The 20,370-nt window shown below is 37.9% G+C and carries 15 protein-coding genes; 14 read left to right on the top strand and 1 reads right to left on the bottom strand.

Translation table 11 applies throughout. The features are described from left to right. Positions 1-4: 4 nt before the first annotated feature. The 14 genes from CAL6303_RS10525 to CAL6303_RS29105 all read left to right on the top strand — a co-directional run bounded on the left by CAL6303_RS10525 (position 5) and on the right by CAL6303_RS29105 (position 18,868). On the top strand, positions 5-586 hold the full coding sequence (locus CAL6303_RS10525) for a hypothetical protein (protein WP_015197834.1): 582 nt from the start codon (positions 5-7) through the stop codon (positions 584-586). Positions 587-689: 103 nt separating this feature from the next. Then, positions 690-2,354 carry a uroporphyrinogen-III C-methyltransferase gene (gene cobA, locus CAL6303_RS10520; protein ID WP_015197833.1) on the top strand — a complete coding sequence of 555 codons (1,665 nt, stop codon included), beginning with the start codon at positions 690-692 and terminating at the stop codon, positions 2,352-2,354. A 705-nt stretch (positions 2,355-3,059) separates the two neighbouring features. Continuing rightward, on the top strand, positions 3,060-3,677 hold the full coding sequence (gene coaE / locus CAL6303_RS10515) for a dephospho-CoA kinase (RefSeq protein ID WP_015197832.1): 618 nt from the start codon (positions 3,060-3,062) through the stop codon (positions 3,675-3,677). Positions 3,678-4,029: 352 nt separating this feature from the next. Then, complete coding sequence (locus CAL6303_RS10510) at positions 4,030-5,295, top strand: general stress protein (RefSeq protein WP_015197831.1); 1,266 nt, start codon at positions 4,030-4,032, stop codon at positions 5,293-5,295. 654 nt (positions 5,296-5,949) lie between these two features. Further along, positions 5,950-6,414 carry a BON domain-containing protein gene (locus CAL6303_RS10505; RefSeq protein ID WP_015197830.1) on the top strand — a complete coding sequence of 155 codons (465 nt, stop codon included), beginning with the start codon at positions 5,950-5,952 and terminating at the stop codon, positions 6,412-6,414. A gap of 694 nt (positions 6,415-7,108) precedes the next feature. Then, complete coding sequence (locus CAL6303_RS10500; RefSeq protein WP_015197829.1) at positions 7,109-8,371, top strand: nucleotidyltransferase family protein; 1,263 nt, start codon at positions 7,109-7,111, stop codon at positions 8,369-8,371. 150 nt (positions 8,372-8,521) lie between these two features. Next, entirely contained in the window at positions 8,522-9,826 is a 1,305-nt protein-coding gene (locus CAL6303_RS10495) for a glycosyltransferase (RefSeq protein WP_015197828.1), read from the top strand. Between the two features lie 255 nt (positions 9,827-10,081). Continuing rightward, positions 10,082-12,451, top strand: coding sequence for an alginate lyase family protein (locus CAL6303_RS10490; protein ID WP_015197827.1), 2,370 nt, complete (start codon positions 10,082-10,084; stop codon positions 12,449-12,451). A gap of 202 nt (positions 12,452-12,653) precedes the next feature. Beyond that, entirely contained in the window at positions 12,654-14,438 is a 1,785-nt protein-coding gene (locus CAL6303_RS10485; protein WP_015197826.1) for an ABC transporter ATP-binding protein, read from the top strand. After that, the gene (locus CAL6303_RS10480; RefSeq protein ID WP_051036638.1) at positions 14,428-14,763 is read left to right on the top strand and encodes a hypothetical protein; all 336 of its coding nucleotides are present in this window, start codon (positions 14,428-14,430) and stop codon (positions 14,761-14,763) included. The genes CAL6303_RS10485 and CAL6303_RS10480 overlap by 11 nt, the downstream gene beginning before the upstream one ends. Before the next feature lie 66 nt (positions 14,764-14,829). After that, a complete protein-coding gene (locus tag CAL6303_RS10475; protein WP_015197825.1) occupies positions 14,830-15,870 on the top strand; it encodes a polysaccharide pyruvyl transferase family protein in 1,041 nt (346 codons plus the stop codon). Between the two features lie 22 nt (positions 15,871-15,892). Then, the gene (locus CAL6303_RS10470; protein ID WP_015197824.1) at positions 15,893-17,158 is read left to right on the top strand and encodes a glycosyltransferase family 4 protein; all 1,266 of its coding nucleotides are present in this window, start codon (positions 15,893-15,895) and stop codon (positions 17,156-17,158) included. Between the two features lie 129 nt (positions 17,159-17,287). After that, the gene (locus tag CAL6303_RS10465; protein ID WP_144051027.1) at positions 17,288-18,505 is read left to right on the top strand and encodes a hypothetical protein; all 1,218 of its coding nucleotides are present in this window, start codon (positions 17,288-17,290) and stop codon (positions 18,503-18,505) included. Positions 18,506-18,619: 114 nt separating this feature from the next. Continuing rightward, a complete protein-coding gene (locus CAL6303_RS29105; RefSeq protein ID WP_083866304.1) occupies positions 18,620-18,868 on the top strand; it encodes a transposase family protein in 249 nt (82 codons plus the stop codon). 256 nt (positions 18,869-19,124) lie between these two features. Here the strand turns inward: CAL6303_RS29105 and CAL6303_RS10460 are convergent, their stop codons facing one another. Next, positions 19,125-20,168, bottom strand: coding sequence for a polysaccharide pyruvyl transferase family protein (locus tag CAL6303_RS10460; protein ID WP_015197822.1), 1,044 nt, complete (start codon positions 20,166-20,168; stop codon positions 19,125-19,127). Positions 20,169-20,370 lie beyond the last annotated feature (202 nt).

Below are 20,370 nucleotides of genomic sequence, written 5' to 3'. Positions count from 1 at the left end.
AAAAATGAAAAAAGAATTCTCAAGCTTGGTGATTTCAACTATCAGCTTATTCTTTGTTTCTACTTCTGCTGCTATTGGTAGTGAACAATCTTATGATAATTTCGTAGCTCAACTACCAACTCAGGGGGGAACTTATATTTGTAATGGCAGTAGTTATACTTATCCCTATGCGGGGTGTACTTATAGCACCACTAATACTAATCCGACGATTGGTAAGTCGGTAAATCAGGTTCCAACACAGAGAATAATTTATGTCTGTAATGGTAGTAGTTATACTTATCCATATGCAGGCTGTATTTATAGTACAACAACTAACACTAATCCGATTATTGGTAAGTCCATAACTGAGATGCCAGTTCAGGGGGCGACTTATGTCTGTAATGGTAGTAGTTATAGCTATCCATATGCAGGCTGTATTTATAGTACAACGACTAATACTAATCCAATTATTGGTAAGTCCATAACTGAAGCTCCAAATCGAAGGGCAACTTATGTTTGTAATAAAAAGAATTATACATACCCATACCCCGGCTGTACTTATAAAAAAACAAACGGTAATCTCATAATTGGTAATCCGATACCTTAAAAAATAGTTTTGATGATAGAGTCCTGTTGCCGGAGATTATGCGATCGCCTAAAATTTCTAGCTTCAGAAACTCAATAATCGTCGATAATATATTCAAAAACTCATGACTCAATCCAAGGGCAAAGTTTACCTGGTGGGGGCTGGCTTAGGAAATCCAGAATACCTCACTTTGGCTGCCTACAACTTGCTAACTACAGCGGAAGTCTTAGTTTATGATGCTTTGGTAGATTCCCAATTATTCACCTTATTACCACCTGATTGCCTTCAGGTTGATGTAGGGAAACGGGGAGGAAAACCCAGTACACCCCAAAATGAAATTAATCGACTTTTGGTGATGTATTGCCAGCAAGGAAAACAAGTTATTCGGCTCAAATCTGGTGATCCTTTTATTTTTGGTAGGAGTGCTGCCGAAATTACGGCACTCAAAGCTGAAAAATGCGACTTTGAAGTGGTACCGGGGATTTCTTCGGCACTTGCAGCTCCATTACTTGCCGGAATTCCCCTCACAGATCCGGTTTTAAGTCGCTCTTTTGCGGTAATTAGCGCTCACGAACCGGAAATGTTAAATTGGGAAGCTCTTTCTAGTTTGGAAACTTTAGTTATATTGATGGGGGGAAAAAATCTAGGGGAAATACTCCATCAACTACTGCGATTTAAAAAACCCCGCATTACTCCCATTGCTATTATTCGTTGGGCAGGTACTCAAGGGCAAGAAACTTGGTTTGGGACTTTAGAAACGATTTTGGCACAAACTGAAGGAATTTCCCTCTCACCAGCAGTGATAATAATTGGTGAGGTTGTGGGTTTATCCCAGTTCTTACAACCAGAACAAGAAGCAGGGGGGAAGGGAGCAGGGAGCAGGGGAAACACTTCTTTGCTTCTACCGCTAAAAAAACTGGAGCAAGGATCACAGTCCCATACTACCCGATCTATTTTTGAATCCAACAGTTTAGAATCTCAAACCATGTCCAGTAAACTTCCTTTGACAGGAAAAACCATCCTAGTCACCCGTGCAACCGGACAATCAAGTCAATTTTCTCAACTTCTAAAAGAAGCAGGTGCAAAGGTGGTGGAAATGCCAACCTTAGAAATAACTTCCCCATCAAACTGGCAACCGTTAGATAATGCGATCGCGCAAATCTCCTATTTCAACTGGTTGATTCTCACCTCTAGTAATGCTGTAGAGTATTTCCTCGAAAGATTACTCTCACAAAATCGAGATACAAGGGTTTTAGCAAACCTGAAAATTGCCGTAGTTGGTGAGAAAACAGCCAAATCTCTGGAAAAATACTCCCTCAAAGCCGACTTTATCCCCCCTAACTTTGTTGCCGATTCCTTAGTGGAAAGCTTTCCGGAACCACTTCTGAATAAAAAGCTGCTATTTCCCCGCGTCGAAAGTGGTGGTAGGGAAATATTAGTTAAGGAATTTTCTGCTAAAGGTGCCGAAGTCATCGAAGTTCCCGCATATCAATCCCGTTGTCCCCAAAATATTCCCCCAGATGTAGAATTAGCCTTGATAAATGGCACAATAGATGTAGTTACTTTTGCCAGTTCTAAAACAGTTCAATTTTTCTATGAACTAGTGCAACAAAACCTATCACAAAAGCCAATTTCCCAATACTTAGCAGGACTTTGTATTGCATCAATCGGTCCCCAAACCAGCAAAACCTGTCAAGATTTACTTGGTAGAGTAGATGTTGAAGCCGAAGAATATACTTTACCAGGTTTAACCCAAGCTTTAATTAAGTGGGGAAAGTTGAGTAAGTAATAAGTAATGAGTAATAAGTAATAAGTTCGTTTTTGAGACAGGGATTCAAACCCCGCCTCAAAAACTATCTGCCTCAAGGCAGGGGCTTTGAACTAGGCTGTTGACTCTGTGCTTTTTTGGAGCTAAAAGTTCACACAATATCTGTGACATAACTTGTTCCTTGTCTCTAGCAAGGAATACAGAGTTGGAGGCTCTGCCTAGGCTGTTGACTCTGTGCCTTTTTTGGGATTTCGTTCATGCAAAAAACGTGGATAGTCACGATGGCTGAAACCTTGTTTTTGGTAGGGTTTTAACGAGAAATTAAACGCCACGAACAAAAGTACCAAAAATCGCCCAATTTTCAACAAAGTCAACAGCCTAGGCAGAGCCTCTGGCTTGGGTTCCCAGGCAGAGCCTAGGAACCAGTCGATGACAGAAAAACTGTATGAACAAAAAGCGTGAAAATTCGATCAAAGTTAACAGTCTAGTATCGTTCGGCTTAAATACGCCTACCATTTAAAACGGCTACAAATGGTGATTTTTTCGAGGTTCGTAGTGGTGGTTTTATTTCCGCCATGCTGTACTAGCTTAAGTCCCCTGCCGCCCCATTACAAAACATACTCATTACTCATTACTTACTTTTTAATGGGTGAGTAAGGTTTGTTGTACCTCCAGTTCCCTCAACGGGACTGCCTCAAATCAATCAAAGTTAGGGAAATAGGAAAAATGAAACGTCTCATCGGTTTAACAGGTGGTATCGCTACAGGCAAAAGCACCGTCGCTAAATACTTAGCCGAAATTTATAACTTACCAATTTTAGATGCGGATATTTATGCCAGAGAAGCAGTTAATCAGGGTTCACTAATTTTAACTCAAATTGCCGAAAGATATGGAAGTGAAATATTACTTCCAAATGATAATTTAGACAGAGAAAAACTCGGTGAAATAATTTTTAAAAACAAACTTGAACGTCAGTGGCTAGAAAGCAAAATTCATCCCTACGTTCGGGAAAGATTTAATCAGGAAATTCAAAAATCCCCTCAAGAAACCCTTGTATTAGTTATTCCCCTGTTGTTTGAAGCCAAAATAACCAACCTAGTTACAGAAATTTGGGTTGTCAGTTGTTCAGAATCACAACAACTACAGCGATTGATCAATAGAAACAAGTTAACGCCAGAACAGGCACAAGCTAGGATAAGTAGTCAAATGCCGCTAACCGAAAAAATCGCACTTGCGGATGTGGTTTTAGATAATTCCCAAACATTAGAGGTTTTATTACAACAAGTCGATCAAGTTATCGATAAGAAAGCCCCTGCGCCAAGCGCACGCTACGCTACAGGCTAAAGCCTGGGGCTATATGAACAAAGTCTGCCTCCGCAGACTAGAATTACCCTGCCGTAGGGCAAGCGGTTAGGGGTTTATCCATCTGCTGTATTCTGGTTTAAAATTGTCCGCCTACTGCAACTTAAAATCTACATTCGTATTCAATTAGTCAGAGATATAAAAACTTTCGCTTCTTACTCTTGATAGAGATATAACTCTAGCGAATGATTGATGTAAATACTTTTAAAAAATGTGGAAATAGTAGAGTGCTAAGTCACACACATTAAAGCTATTTAAATCAGCCTGTTTAGGGCAAGGTAAAGCTTTTAAATTTAAACAGATTATTTAAACTCAAGCAAGTGAGGAGAAAATCATGGTAGTAGGATTACATCGTCGTTCAGTAGGTGTGTTTTCTCGTCGTCAAGATGCCGAATCCGCATTACACGAACTCAAAAACTCCGGTTTTCCCATGGATAGAGTATCTGTAATTGCCCAAGATAGCGATCGCACAATTGCGGGAGCGGAGGTAAAAGAAAATGTAGGCAACTTAGCTGACGAAGGTGCATCCCTAGGAGCAGTTTCCGGTGGTGCATTAGGAGGATTAACAGGTTTGCTAGTTGGTTTAGGAACCTTAGCAATCCCCGGTGTTGGTCCAGTCATGCTAGCTGGTGCCACTGCAACCGCATTAGCAACAACCCTAGCTGGTGGAGCAATTGGAGCCGCTGCTGGTAGCCTACTCGGTGGATTAATCGGTTTGGGAATTCCGGAAGAGCAAGCAAAATCCTACAATTCTCGCGTTGAAAAAGGACATTACTTGATAATTATTGATGGTAGCGATGCTGAAATCTCCCAAGCAGAAATGATTTTAATGGGGAAAGGAATCGAAGATTATTCAGTCTACGAACATCCTAACCGCATGGAAGCAGGTGATTATGTTGCACCTGTAGCCACCTCCGCTGTCACCCCAGATTACTTAACTCCCCCCATGGTTGCACCTGTAGGTAACTCAACCCTGCAAAGAAAGCGAGCAATAGGTGTATTCTCCCGAAGACACGATGCGGAAGTTGCTCTAACTGAGTTACGCGATGCTGGTTTTGATCTTAGCCAAGTTTCGTTAATTGGCAAAGATACATCCGGTAATGTTGCAGATATAAACGTGCGTGGAGATAAAGCAGACGAAGGAGCCAAAACTGGTGCAGCTAGCGGTGCAGCAATTGGAGGTTTAGGTGGACTGCTAGTTGGTTTAGGGGCTTTAGCTATACCCGGTATTGGACCAGTAATTTTAGGTGGTGCTGCGGCAACGGCTCTAGCAACCACCTTGACAGGAGGCGCAATTGGTGCTGCTGCAGGTTCAGTAGTTGGTGGTTTAGTTGGTTTAGGAATACCAGAAAACCGTGCGAAAGAATATAGCGATCGCTTAAATCGTGGAGACTATCTAGTTATGGTTGATGGGACTCAAAGCGAAATCGACCATGCTGCCACTATTCTCAAGCGTCAACATATCGAAAACTTCGAGATCTTTAACGCCACCGATATTGATACCAGAAATAAGAATTACTCTCCCTCAACTCACCAAAATATTGCATCTTCAAATAACGCCCCTGTCACCATTATCGACCATCGTGATGAAACAGTGTGAACTACTCCGACTTGCCTACGGCTAAAGTCTCAGCTTCCCAATTCATCGGGAATAGGCTCTAAAACTCTGTAGTTTTTTTGGTCTGACACTCCCTCCAAGGGCAGGAGTCCTGGTTCCCAAGACCCAAATCTTTCTCTTGCAACATATACCTATTAGCTTGGTTTTCGCTTGCGGCATTGATGGTCAAGACATCAACTATCTTACCATCACAATCCCCACCTTATGAGTACATTGAAGGTGGGGACTTCCGCGACACGTAAAAAAAAGGCAGGGGGTAGGGAGAAAAAGAGCAGACGTTCCCAGAGCGTCAGCCGACGGGGGAAAAAATCCCCACCCATGTTCCTTGTTGAATCCCCATCTGTAATTCTGAGCTTTGCTGAGTACTAAACCTCGTCCATCATGAAAAGTGGAGTTTTGTCATTGCGACGTAAGGTAGACGAGCGAAGCGAGGCTTCTCGCAGAGTAGCATAAGCCCGTAGGGCTGGCTACGCCTACTCACAATCTTGACTTTAAACTACGGTTCTTAAAATATACAAGGTTTATCCCCCTTACTAGAAAGCTCCTCTACTGCCCACTGCCTACTGCCTTTTTCAAAGAAATTAATTCCATCAATTCCACTTAAGTAATCTATCAATAAACCCAAAAGGAACAAATATGAAAAAAATCGCCACCATTACTGTAGGTATTCTTCTTGCACTCGGTACCGCTGCCTGTGAAAACCCAGCCAAAACCAGTGCAGACGCACCCAGCAGTACCGAAACCGTATCCAGCCAAGTACCAGATTCAACATCAACCGAAGCAGCCCAAAACGATGCTCAAAGCGAACTGCGTAGAAGACAGCTAAACGAGGATATCCGCGCTCGTGAACAGCGCAACAACGTCACAGGTGGAGATACAGATAGAGCCACAGGAGACTTAGAAAGTCAAGTTCGCTCCAAACTAGAAGCGAATATACCTAACGGTGCTTTAGCTGTGAAAGCTGAAGAGAACGGTACGGTGACAGTGAGTGGCACAGTTGCCAAGCAGGATCAACTAGCAAAAATCGCACCCTTAGCCAAAGAGATTAAAGGTGTAACTGCCGTTGACGTGAAAGCCACAGTAGTACCAGGCAATAATTAGTAATCTGTCAACACGTAAATAATGTGATTTTTGGGGTGCAATTTCCTGCACCCCATTTTTAGTCATTTTTGGGATTGTGCGATCGCATGATAAAGTTTTACCTTCTAAGTTCCGGATAGTATTTTTTATCGCCGTAATAACACTTAGATACTCAAAGATATCTCTGTATATAAAGACGTGGCTTCCTCTAAAATTGTCAAAATTATTACAATTTTAATTCATGAAAACTCAGTAGCTTAGATAGAGTATAACTTGATTACTTATCTCACATTTAATATGAAAATACTGTCCAAAGCGAATGTCCAAACTCCCATAACCAACTATAGTCGAGAAGTTGAGTTACTACTGTGCTGTAGCCGAACAAGTATTGATAACGCTACATGCGAACAACTCACATCACGCAAGCTTCGCATCAAAACTCTAGTAAAAAAAAATATTGACTGGGAATATCTACTAATCCCAGCGAGTCAGCACTGAGTGCAAAGACTCCTGTATCATAATCTGAGTAAAGCTTGTTCAGTACATATTCCCCAAGATGTACTAGCTCATCTTCTTATATCTATTTCATAAATCATCTAGAGTTCCAATATTTGCTATTTGCGTAATTTCCCGATTTACCAATTTTAGGTAGAAATGTTAACTACGTGTAATTTTTTATCAAGTCCCAAATTGCAAAGATATCGAGTAGGAAAGTATGACCACCAATACATACGATAGTAATAAGCAACCAGGAGATATGCAAACTCTAGAGAAATTCGATCGCCAAAGTTCGGATATTTTAACTAGTCAAGAAATCGAATTAATTCTTGCCTGTAGTCGTACACAGCACGATTTAAAAACAATCGATCGTATTCATAACTTAGTCGCGCAGGCTCTGGATTGGGGTAAGATACTCCAGGTTGCTTACATGCATGGTGTCATGCAAATGTTGTATTGGAATCTGAATAATATTTGTCCGAATTCGGTTCCACCAGAAGTATTAGCATCATTACGCCAGTACTATCAAAAAAATACTTTTAATAATCTCATTCAAACACAAGAATTGTTGAAAATTCAGCAGTTATTTACCGAACATCAAATTCCAATTCTCCCTTTTAAAGGTCCCCTATTAGCTAGTGCCGTTTATCGCAACTATTCCCTACGTCACATTACAGATTTAGATTTTTTAGTAAGAAAAGAAGACTTTAGCAAAGCTGTAGATTTATTAACATCACAAGGCTTGGAAGCAAAAATTCAAGTTCGTTGGGAATGTCATTTAATTGGTAAAAATGGATTACTTAATATTGATCTTCACAGCGAAATTATTCCCGAACATTTATCTTGTGCGATCGAACCCAATTTTTGGTGGGATAGTTTAGGTAGTTACGAATTAGGAGGTAGTAGCGTTCCTAATTTATCTCCCGAAGCTTGGTTTTTATTATTGATTTTGAATGGGAATAAAGAATGTTGGAGAAATTTAAAACGAATTTGCGACGTTGCAGAAGTAATTCGAGCCTATCCCAAAATGGATTGGGATGCGATATTAAGCAAAGCAGATCGATTCGGATTTCGGAGATTGACTAATTTAGCTTTTTTGCTTGTCGGTAATTTATTGGCTGCTCCGATTCCCGAACCAATATGGCAGCAAGCAGTATTAGATAAAAAAGCTGGTGCGCTATTTTTGGAAATTAGCAAGCAATTATTTGTAGAGAATAAAGAAATAATTTTAGAAGTTCATATCAACCTATTCCACATTCGCACGCGAGAAAGAATTCCCGACAAGGTAAAGGTATTAGTAGATTTAATGAATTATTCGGGATGGTTTACACCAACAGAAAAAGATTTGAATTTAGTCAAACTACCAAATTATTTATATTTTCTCTATTACTTCATTCGTCCGGTACGAGTTTTACAAAAGTATCAAGTAGTTATTTTTAAGTTTATGGATCTATCCGGTCAAAAGAAATTAAATAATTAAATTTATCCATGACTCGTTGCACTCGATCATTCAAAATAAATCATAAAATAGCATCGACAAATACGACAATATTACAAAAAGTACTGATTCTATATCTATCTTGAGAAAGAGGGAGTTAGGATAGTCCCAGCAAAAAAAGGAATAATGTTAATGTCGATCAAGCAGTTAACTCAAAACAAGCAAACTAACAGAATTATGTTATTCGACCTTTCCATTAAAGGTCATCATCCCAGTTATATCCAATATTTAATTAAATACTGGGAAAAACATAATTTCGATAGCGATTTATCCAAAAATTTAAATATTGTTGTGTCTCCAAAATTTATCCAAGAACATGGAGATGTAGTATCGCTGGTTGGAGATAGCAAAAATATCAAATTTACAGCTATTAGCGCAGCAGACGAGTCCATTCTCAACGCACGCAAAACAAAAGTTCAACGCAATTTGCGGAATTTTCGCGAATGGTCGATATATTGTAAGTATGCCAAAAGCTTACAAATCGATCGTGCATTAATTATGTATTTCGATACTTGTGGACTTCCCCTGGCATTAGGAGCGAAATCACCCTGTTCTTTTTCGGGAATTTATTTTCGTCCCACATTTCACTACAACGAATTTGACGAATATAAATCTTCTTTACAGGATAAAGTGCAAGCAACACGGGAAAATATTCTTTTATCTCGTATTCTCAGGAATCCTCAATTGCAAAATTTATTTTGTCTCGATCCTTTTGCCATAAGTTATCTAAATAAATTTCATTCCCAAACTCAATGTATACATTTACCCGATCCAATGGAAATTATTCCGAGTAAAAATTCTAGTTTTGGCATGGATTCGATAGAGGTGAAAGAAATAGATGTAATACAAAAATTGGATAAACAAAAGTTGGGAGTCGAACCCGGACGAAAAATATTTTTACTATTTGGTGCAATTACTTCACGCAAGGGAATATACCAATTATTAAAATCTCTCAAACAATTATCCGACGATATCTGTCGGCAAACCTGTATTTTAATTGTGGGAGAATGTGGAATTAAAAGCTCGATCGAGAAATTAATTATTGAAGTTTGTCAGGAAAAGCCTTTACAAATTATTCGGCGCTACGAATTTATTAAAGATGAAGAAATTCAACCCTATTTTCAATTAACCGATTTTGTCCTCGCTCCCTATCAAAAGCATGTAGGGATGAGTGGAATCCTCCTCTGGGCTGCCGCTACGGAAAAAAATGTCCTAAGCTCTAATTATGGTTTGATGGGTGAAATGGTACGACGCTACAAACTAGGAATTGCGATCGACTCCACAGTACCCGAAGAAATTGCCAAAGGGATTACAAAACTTTTATTGGAGAAAAAAACGAACGTGCTAGATGAAGAACGATCAATATTAATGAAATCCTTTATCGAACAGAATTCTGCCGAACGGTACGCTCGGACAATATTAGATCGTATTTTGTAGTTATATATTTATAAATTCTATAACGAATAAACTGTCAGATATTATTAACTATTGCCTGTGATCGCTCGCCAATTAACTATCTAACAAGACTAATTAGTCATAAGGATTGGCAGCATCCGGTTTTGCCAGATAGACTTTTTTAGATAACCCATATAGTGAGTTTTCTGGCGCTAGATAATTATGCTTATTCCAAAAAGTCGATGCTCCCCAAGGATTTTCGCAAATTCATCCCATAGAAAATGAAGGTATTAGAGGATGTTATTTAGACAGTTGTATGGAAGGTTGGCGGCGAATAAAAATCTTGGCATAAATTCAAGAATATCCGACATTCAAGATTATTTATACGAGATAAAAGTTGGTTATAAAAAAGTTAAATCCAAACTTAAAAGAAGAGCTAACTATCCCTTTTTTGAGGCTGCGGTTATCGTAAATAATCAACCGACTAGTAACACCAGTTTAGACGGTAACAGAGATAGAGAGGATTATTCGTTCGATCGAATCCCCGTTGCGATTGAAGATGTATGCGAGCTATATCCCAAAAGGGTAAAAATTTTATTTAAAAATATAAATTTAGAAAAACCAGGTTTGGAACTGGTTAAACAAGCAGTATTAGACAATAACTTAGATGCTGCTTGTCGGGGATTAATCGATTATTACCATCAGAGACCAATTCAATCCTGGCTGGGAAATTATTCGATAAAATGGCTGGAAAATTCTAATTGCAGTAATAATATATTAACATCAAGAGATGCCGACGAAATCATAAATGATATCTATACTTTCCAAACAGTAAAATCCCAAGTTCCTCGTTTTAAGAATGGTTTTTTAAATTGGTCTTATTCTGGAATAAAAAACGATCGAGAATGGGCTTGGTTCCTAAATCGTCACTACCATATCAAAGAGTTATTTAGCAGCTATAAGCAAACTGGCAAATTAGAATATATTCATTATTTAAATAATAATATTATTGATTGGATAATTTCGAGTAATAGCGAACAAAAACATATTCGATCTCAGTGGCGTGGACTAGAAGTTGCATGGCGAGTTTATCATTGGTCTTATATTTTTTATGGACTGCAAGATGTTCCAGAATTTAGCGATGCTTGCCGAATTTTAATGCTTTCTAGTATTGTCGAACATGCATATTTCCTCAGGCACATGCACACATGGGGAGCGAATTGGCTAGTCAAGGAAATGAAAAGTTTGGCGCTTATTGCTTGTTGTTGGTCGGAATTTAAAGATGCGAATAAATGGCTGGATTATGCCTGTAAACATTTAGAAGCAGAAATTATCCAACAAGTTTATCCCGATGGCGCTCATAAAGAACTCACCAGCCATTACCATCGAGCAACTTTAGATGATTTCCAAGATTTTGCCGATTTATTAGTTGCCATGGGAAAACCAGTCCCCGATCGATTCCATTCCTATTTGGAAAACATGTGGAATTATTTGGCTTATTCTATATCTTCAAATGGGATGAGTTTACTTAATAACGATTCTGATTTGGACGACAATCGTGAAGCATTAATATCGGCAAGTAAAATCTATCATAGACCCGATTGGATATATATATTAAATCACGGTCAAGAACCCGCTGAGAACCCCACCAAATCATTCGCCGAAATCGCCAAAAAACCATCAATATTTTTTCCTTGGGCTGGTCAATTAGTCATGCGAAGTGGTTGGGAAGAATCATCCCATTGGGGATTTTTCGATATGGGTGCTTTGGGGATAAACTATCACGTCCATCACGATAAACTACATCTATCAATATCAGCTTATGGTCGTGATTTATTAGTAGATAGTGGTAGGTATAGTTACGTCAGAAATAAATATTGGCAGTATTTCCGCGAATCTGCCGGACACAATGTAATTTTAGTCGATCGCCAGGGTCAAAAAAACGATCGCAAACAATCCTACCAATCCCTAATCGATCGCTGTGTCATTACAGAAGAGTTTGACTTTGCCCAACAAACATTCGATCGCGGTTATATCAATATTAAAGGTAAAGCAACCCACACCAGGGCTGTTCTCTATTTGCGAAATAAATATTGGGTGGTAGTCGATCGCATTTTTACGAATCGACCCCGAACAATTGAAGCTTTATGGCATTTTCATCCCGATTGTACGGTGGTAATGTCGGGTGAATCTGTCGGTTCGATCGATAAAGATGTGGGAAATTTACAAATTATTCCTGCTGCTAATTTCCCTTGGGATGTCACAGTTGTACGGGGACAGGCATCTCCCATGCAGGGTTGGTGGAGTCGGGAATATAACCATAAAACTCCCAATTCTACGGCTATTTATCAAACTGAAATAGCTGGAAATGCAACTTTTGCTTGGGTGCTATTTCCCAGTTTGGGTGTGCCTACAAATGTAACGGTAAATGTTATATCATCGAGCGGAGAAACAATTTTAATCGATGTGAAAATCCCAGGAGAAAATGACACGAGAATCGCGGTGCGATTGTCTGGGAATGGGGAAATGAAGTTAAATGACGAACTATCTTTCAAAGGTAGTTGTGCAATTATTCGCGGTGTGGAGAAAGCTTTGGTATCTAATGGTTGTATTTGCGATGTCAAAGGGGAAATTGTAACATCTGATTCATTTTGCCAAGAAAAATAATACCCTGTATCAACAATCATCCGGATGCCAACAGGGATTGTACGTAGACGTTTATTGTTTGGGTGTTCCTGTGATTTGCATCTATGAAATGTATAAATTGTACCAATCAAATCCATTTGTTTTTAGGTTCGCTAATACGGAGAATCAAATTCTTCTGTTAACTTAATATTTCGAGCTAAATAATTGTCGTGAGTTCCTATCTATGAGTAATTATCTAAAAAAACTTCTCTACGTGCTACCTGCCAACAAAAGTCACTTAGTTATACTGGTACTATCTTTTTTATTAGTATCGCTAATGGAGGCATTTGGAATTGGTTTAATTGGACCATTTATTAATTTAGCTAGTAATCCTAAAGTTGTTTTTGAAAATCAAATTGTAAACAATATTTACGAATTGACTGGTGCCATCGGTCAAAACAAATTTATTGCTGGGATCGGAACTATTATTATTATCACTTTTTGCCTGAAGTCTTATATTAGTTGGAAGGTTCAAACTTACGTTTTTACATTTAGTTACGAACAGCAGGGAAAGTTAACGAGTAAACTTTTACATGCTTATCTAAATGCACCTTACGTTTTTCACCTCAGTAAAAGTTCTAATTATATTGTTCAAAATACCGTTAACGAAACAAAGGATTTTTCCAATGGAATTCTCATCCCTCTTCTAAATAGTTGCTCGAACCTGATTATTTCTTTTTCGCTGACTCTATTATTATCTTTGACTAATTTTTTCACTGTTGTCGCGATTCTAGGAACAGTGATTCCCGTATTTTTATTATTAAATAATTTTAAGGATAAAATAAAAGCTTGGGGAAAGCAGGCATCTATATCAACCGAGTCAATCATACGAATTATTAATCATGGATTGGGAGGTATAAAAGAAACCAAGGTAATTGGTTGTTCTCCATATTTCGAGCAGCAAATGCTAGAACAAGAACATATATATGTTGAAGCAATGAGTGGAGTCTTTGGCTTTAAGTTATTGCCTCGAATTATTATCGAAACATTCTTAGTAGTATTTTTGATAGGGTTTACATCTATATTCTTACTTTTCAATAATGATATTAGAGATTTGACTGCTGTTCTTAGTGTTTTTGCGATCGCTTCGATTCGAGTAATTCCAGCCTTCAGTAATTTGGCAGTGAGCATGACTTCATTAAAAAAGCATAGCTTCACTCTCAATAAGCTCTATAATGATTTAAAAGAGTTAGAAAAAATTGATAAGTTGCTCGATAGACAATATTCATCTAGTGATGCTAGTCGGGGAAAAGAATTAATATTCGATCGAGAAATTACTCTAGATACTCTTAATTATCGCTATCCAAATGCATCCGAGCTTGCATTAAATGGAGTCTCTTTAAAGATTAAAAAGGGTGAGTCCGTCGCACTTATTGGTAAGTCGGGAGCGGGTAAAACAACATTGGTCGATGTCATCTTAGGATTGTTGGTTCCCGATAGTGGTGATATCAAAGTTGATGGTAAGTCGATTTATCAAGATTTGCGCTCCTGGCAGAATTCGATCGGCTATATTCCTCAAAGTATTTTTCTTACAGATGAGACGATCGCCCAAAATATTGCTTTTGGAGTTTCCGAACATCTTATTGATAAAACCAGATTACAAAAGGTAATTAAAACAGCACAACTCGAAGATTTAATCGAGAGATTGCCCCAAGGAATTCACACGATGGTGGGAGAAAGGGGAGTACTTTTATCTGGAGGACAGAGACAGCGAATTGGAATTGCTAGGGCGCTATATCACGAGCGGCAAATTTTAGTTCTCGATGAAGCAACTGCTGCATTAGATAACGAAACCGAGAGTTTAATTACAGAAGCAATGCAGTCTTTGAGTGGAGAAAAAACCTTAATTATTATTGCCCACCGTTTGAGCACTATTAAAGATTGCGATCGAGTTTACGTGCTTCAGAATGGTGCTGTGCTTCGGGCAGGAAACTATCAAGAAATCGTAGAAAAAGAAAATGCTCATTGATGCCTACAATGGCAAGTTTAATACTTGGGATTATCAATGGTTATTTTCTCAATGGTTTCACGATGGTCTTAGCGTTATCCCAAATGTAAATTTTATTTCTAATATTGGCTTTGGTGTGAAGGCTACGAATACTACAAACTCCAGTGAAACTACTCCCTTTGCTAATAGGTCGATTTCAGGAATTACTTTTCCTTTGAAACATCCAGCAAATATAATTGCTCACAAAAAAGCTGACACTTTTACGCAGAAAACTAGATTCGATCCTAGTTTTTTAACTAGAGTCAAGTTAAAACTCCATCGGGCTATCAAAATAAAGCGTAAATAGACCTTGCTATGTAAAGCAAATTGATAGATAGACTTTATTGCAAAAATCAGGCACAAATTATTAATTATGAAAGCAGCTATTTGGGGTTCGTATAATTACGGCAATTACGGTGACGATATAATGGCTCTTCAATTTGCCACTTATTTGAAAAAATTAGGTGCAGAGCCTTATGTTTATGGCTTAGATAACAATCTTGCCAAGAAATATGAAATCAATACTACAGACTCTTGGGATGAATTATTCGACGGTTCTAAATTTTGTCTTATTGGTGGCGGTGGAGTTTTAGTCAATAACTTAACCAAAAATGTAGATGAGGAATTTCAGGAATTATATTTAAGAAGTATCAAGCATAATTGCCCAGTATTTCCAATTTCGATCGGGGGTCAAGGCTTAGGGGAGAATGCTATTTTATCGCAGACGCGATTAGAATTCTTTTCAGGAGATGCTTGTCAAACTCCAACTGTAAGATTAACAGAAGATGTAGAATTATTTCAAAAATTTGGTAAGCAATCTATTTTTTATCCAGATGTTTTACTTTCGGTTGCTGATTATTGGAATATTATTCCTAGAACTAAACCAAACGAGCAAATCCAGGTCGGAATAAATCTCCCCGCTTCTTTTCAAGCAAACTTATTAGTAAATCAACTACGATTTATTTCTCAAGTTCGAAAAGATATTGTTTTTCATTTTGTACCAACATATTTGCCCAACTCTTCAATCAATTGGGAACTATCACCAAAGCATAATTCACCATTTATTAAAAATCATATCTATACCGATCCAAAAAACACAATGGAGTTTCTTCGCTCCTTAGATTTAATAATTTCCTATAAGCTACATTTGGGCTTGACTGCCCTAGCATTAGGTGTTCCATTTTTTAGTGTTGGTGGACCTGGCAAAGCGAAGCAGTTTTTGAAAAGTATCGATGCAGAATTTGCGATTTTTCCATCTAACGCAAAAGTAAGTCGTCTTTTTAGATTTCTGAGTCGTCCTAGTAACGTGAGAAATGTGAGAAATCAATTTGATTTCAACTCGATCGCAAAATTAAGAGAAGCAAGTTGGGGACACATGAAACGTATCGATGAAATTGTTGCACAGTTTCGGTAAAAATTTGTACGATCGATAAAATATGAAAATTCTGCATTTAAGTACGCTGGATCTTGTCGGAGGGGCAGCTCGTGCAGCCTATCGCGTCCATCGAGGTTTGGTTGATATTGGTGTCAACTCCCAAATGTTAGTGAGGTATAAATCGAGCAAAGATAAAACAGTTATTGCACCAAAATCCTACTTGGAAAGGGGATTGGGAGAATTAATTGCTAATGCCAATCAACATCCGATAAACTCCTACAAACATAAGGGTAGAAATTCCTTCTCTCCCCAGTGGTTAGGGGATGGAATTCGTTCTAAAATTAATCATCTCAATTCCGATATAGTGAATTTACATTGGGTAGGAAGGGGTTTTATTCAAATCGAAACCCTGGCAAAATTAAAGCAACCTCTGGTTTGGACTTTAATGGATATGTGGTCGTTTACTGGTGGTTGCTACTATACAGATAACTGCGATCGATATACCCAATCCTGCGGTAAATGTCCCATGCTTAGTAGCGATCGCGATGATGATTTGTCTCAGAAAGTATGGAATCGCAAAATCAAAGCTTGGCAAAACCTCAATCTTACTCTTGTAGCTCCAACTCAGTGGATGGCAAAGTCTGCTGCTGCCAGTTCGGTATTTAAAAACCAACGAATCGAGGTCATTCCTTTTTGCTTGGACACTAATGTTTTCAAACCTATCGATAAACAAGTTGCCCGCAAAGCGTTAAATTTACCACTGGATAAAAAACTGGTATTATTTGGTGCGCTCAATGCTACACAAGACCAAAGAAAAGGTTTTCATTTACTCCAACCCGCATTACAGCAACTTGCCAAAACCGAATGGAATCAAAAAATTGAAGTTGTTGTTTTTGGTGCTTCTCCACCCGAAATACCCCTAGATTTGGGATTTAATGCCCACTATTTGGGGAAAATCAACGATGATATCGCGTTAGCTTTGGTTTATGCCGCTGCGGATGTGATGATTGCTCCGTCAGTTCAAGAAGCATTTGGACAAACTGCCTCCGAATCGATCGCTTGTGGTACTCCTATCATTGCATTTGCTGATACAGGATTAGCGGATATTGTCGAACATCAGAACAATGGGTATTTGGTTAAACCCTACGAAATCGATGATTTAGCAAGAGGAATTATTTGGGTTTTAGAAAATGAAGAACGCCATCAGAAACTCAGCGACAATGCTCGGAAAAAAGCAGAATCCGATTACCCTCTGGAACTACAAGCTCGCCGTTACGAGACTTTATATGCAGAAATATTGCGAGATTGTAATGCATTGAATCATTAAAAAAATATGCTTTTCATCTGATTCATGGTTCGGATATTGAAGCTATTATTATTCAAATTTATACTATAGGATTCCTATAGGAGGATTGCTCTGTCAGTGAATAACATAATCATCGAGAACATTCAAATATTGAATAGCCAAGTAGAATCTATATTTGATTCCAATATTTCATCTTCAAAAAGTTATTTAACAGCTTCTATTGATGGTAAAACTATTTATTTTGCAGTTCAAAAAGAAAATGCCAAGTATCTTATACATGAAGTTTATGATGCTTTTGTCGTTGCATCAATTCCTCTGGCACTTCAAACTGGTAGGAATATTGTTGTAAATGGAAGTATCTCCGAAAGTCTATTTTATAATCTGAAGAATGAAGTAATTCCGATTTTGTTGATGACAAATAAAGACTATCGAAATTTTGAAATTTCAGCCCAAGAACTTTACTCTGAATCAATTAATAGTGAAAATGCAATTGGATTGGCTTTTTCTTGTGGTATCGATAGTTTCTGCAGTCTCGAAATTAATAAAGATTCACCTACCAATTTTCAGATTACCCACTTCCTAAATTTTTATGCAGGAGCAACACATAATAAAGTCGAGCATGAAAACAAACTAGGAAATGTCAAAAATTTAGCCTCACTACTGGGCATAGATATCATAGAAGTTGATAGTAATATTACAGATTTAATTACTATGAGTCATTCCCAAATTCATTCTGTCCGAAATATGGCACCAGCTTTAGCTATCCAAAAACTACTAGGAAAATTTTATTATTCATCTGCTTATCATTATAAGGATTGTGGGGTTTTTCAAGGCGGTACATCTGCTCATTTAGACCCAATAATTTTGGCTAAAATGGGAACTGAAACGATGAAGGTATATTCGATTGGTTCCCGATTTTCTAGAGTAGAAAAAACAGAAGTAGTGTCCTGTAACAAATATAGCTACGACTTTCTTGATGTTTGCGTCGATACAGACTACCAGGTACAAAGAAAAGAAAGCGATCCAATGAATTGTGGAGTTTGTTGGAAATGCAATCGAACCTTATTAACTCTTGAAATATTAGGCAAGGAGAAGTTATACGAACGAGTTTTTAATTTGGATAAATACTATTTCCAAAGAGATAATTACATCAAGAGTATTATCAATGATGAAAGCTCTCTTTCTCAAGAAGTACTGGAACTAGCAAAAGAAAATAAATTTTCTCCAATCGAAGACTTAGAATATGATAAACTAACTTTAATTAATTGGAAAATTAAAGCAACTATTTCAAAATACCGAAAAAAAGTGTTCCAGCGTCTCAATCGCAATAAGCTTATTGCCGTAGCTAGTACAAGACGGCGTAAATAAGCAGACCATTATTAAAGCTCAGTAATAATCAGCTTTCCCCTACTACCTACTGCCTACTCACTACTGCCTTCATGTATGTACTAGAGAGGAAAAGGCAAGCTGACGCACTATTAAATGAAGGGAACGATTACAACACCCCATAAGAAACCAAAAAAAGCAGAGCTTTCCGAAACTAAAAAAGAGGAAAATAAACAACTATCCTCTTTACGAATTAGTGTTGAGCATCTAATCTGTCGAGTCAAAACTTTTCACGTTGCTAGCGACAGATTTCACCTAGGGAGGCATCGTTACAACCAGGTAATTATGACAGTATGTGGGTTAGTTAGATTACATCTAAATTCATTAAGAATACGAGCGTTATAATCTTTGAGTTTTATCCATTCACATTTACTTCAAAGGACAGCTATGTTTTTCCCAACTTTTAATATTTTTGATTTCTAAACCCCAGAAACCTCATTTTTACGTTCGATGAAAAAGTAGTATAAATGTATTTATCGTGTCTGTAAAGCCTTTACTGCAAGCACTTTATCTTTCGTAGACAGGTATACTAGAAAAACCCAGTCATCTTTAAATGACTGGGTTTTTTAATTCAATTTTTTTAATTCAATTTTCTGTTATCTCAATTAATCGATAAATCACAATACTGTAATACCCAAGCTTTTGCCCGCTCTCCAAAGTTTAATACTGGCTCGATCGCGATTGGTTTTAATTCGATCGTGTTTGCAGAAAAATCCTTGAGAATATCTTTGAGTTCACCAACACTTTGCACACCAATGCCATTTCCATTTATCCGACAAAATTCCCGCATTTTAGCATCGCGAGCGATCGCAATATAGGGAATCCCCAATCCATAAGAAATAATTGCACCGTGCAATCTCGTCGTAATTAATAACTGGCTGTGACAGTAATAATCTGAAATAATATCGTTAAGCCCTAAATAAGTTCGTTGAATATTATCTGTATATCTAAATTTTGTAATCGACTTAGCAATTGTCGCTTTGATTTCCTGTTTGTCTACTTCCGAAACCAACTCCTCGTGAGAACTATATAAAGCCGTTTGGGAGTTGCGATCAACAGAATCTCGGAAATTCTGCATCATTTTAATAGTGGGACAGGCACTAATATCGGCATTATCAAATCCATAATATTCTGCCGTCAAATCATCACGCACATTAATTAATTCGCATTTTTTAGCCACTTCTGCAACTATTTTCCGATCGACACCTGCATTCGCTGTACTGTCCAACAAATCTTTCCGTACACCCGTTTTATCGGGCAAACATACACCCACACCCCAAATTATCACCGGGATTTTGCATTCATTTAAAAACTTAGTCCAAAATCCTTCAAAACATTGGTGTAATAATCCCGCACCGCCAATAATTGCACACTTATAATTACTATTGATAAAATCGAAATCAATTTCTTTGTCGTGGATACACCAAGTATCCGTTACATGTCCGAGCATTTCTTGAATTCCAATCACCGGGGTAAAATTCCCGATATTATCCACAGAAGAATAAAACTGAATTACGGGCGATCGCGTCTGTCTTTGCTGGGGTTTGATTGTGGATAAATCGTATAATCTTGTTCGGCGATCGCCGACAAAAGTCCGATATAGAATTGTGCGAGCTTTTGTTCTAGCCGTACGAATAAAAATCATTGTTATCTCCAGGCATAATTTACCTATATTTATTTTCATTTCTTTGCTGGGTTATCCGGTAAATTTACGGATAATGTTGTTTTTGGATGTAAATTCTAGTATGAAATATTGATGCCCCTATCATCCTGAATATCGAACGTCAAGATTAATTATCCCGATTAAGTAGGTGGGCATAAATAAACAGAACTATACTTTGTCATTG

This window comes from Calothrix sp. PCC 6303 (genome assembly GCF_000317435.1).
GTDB lineage: Bacteria > Cyanobacteriota > Cyanobacteriia > Cyanobacteriales > Nostocaceae > PCC-6303.
This window is presented reverse-complemented; position numbering and strand designations above follow the sequence as displayed.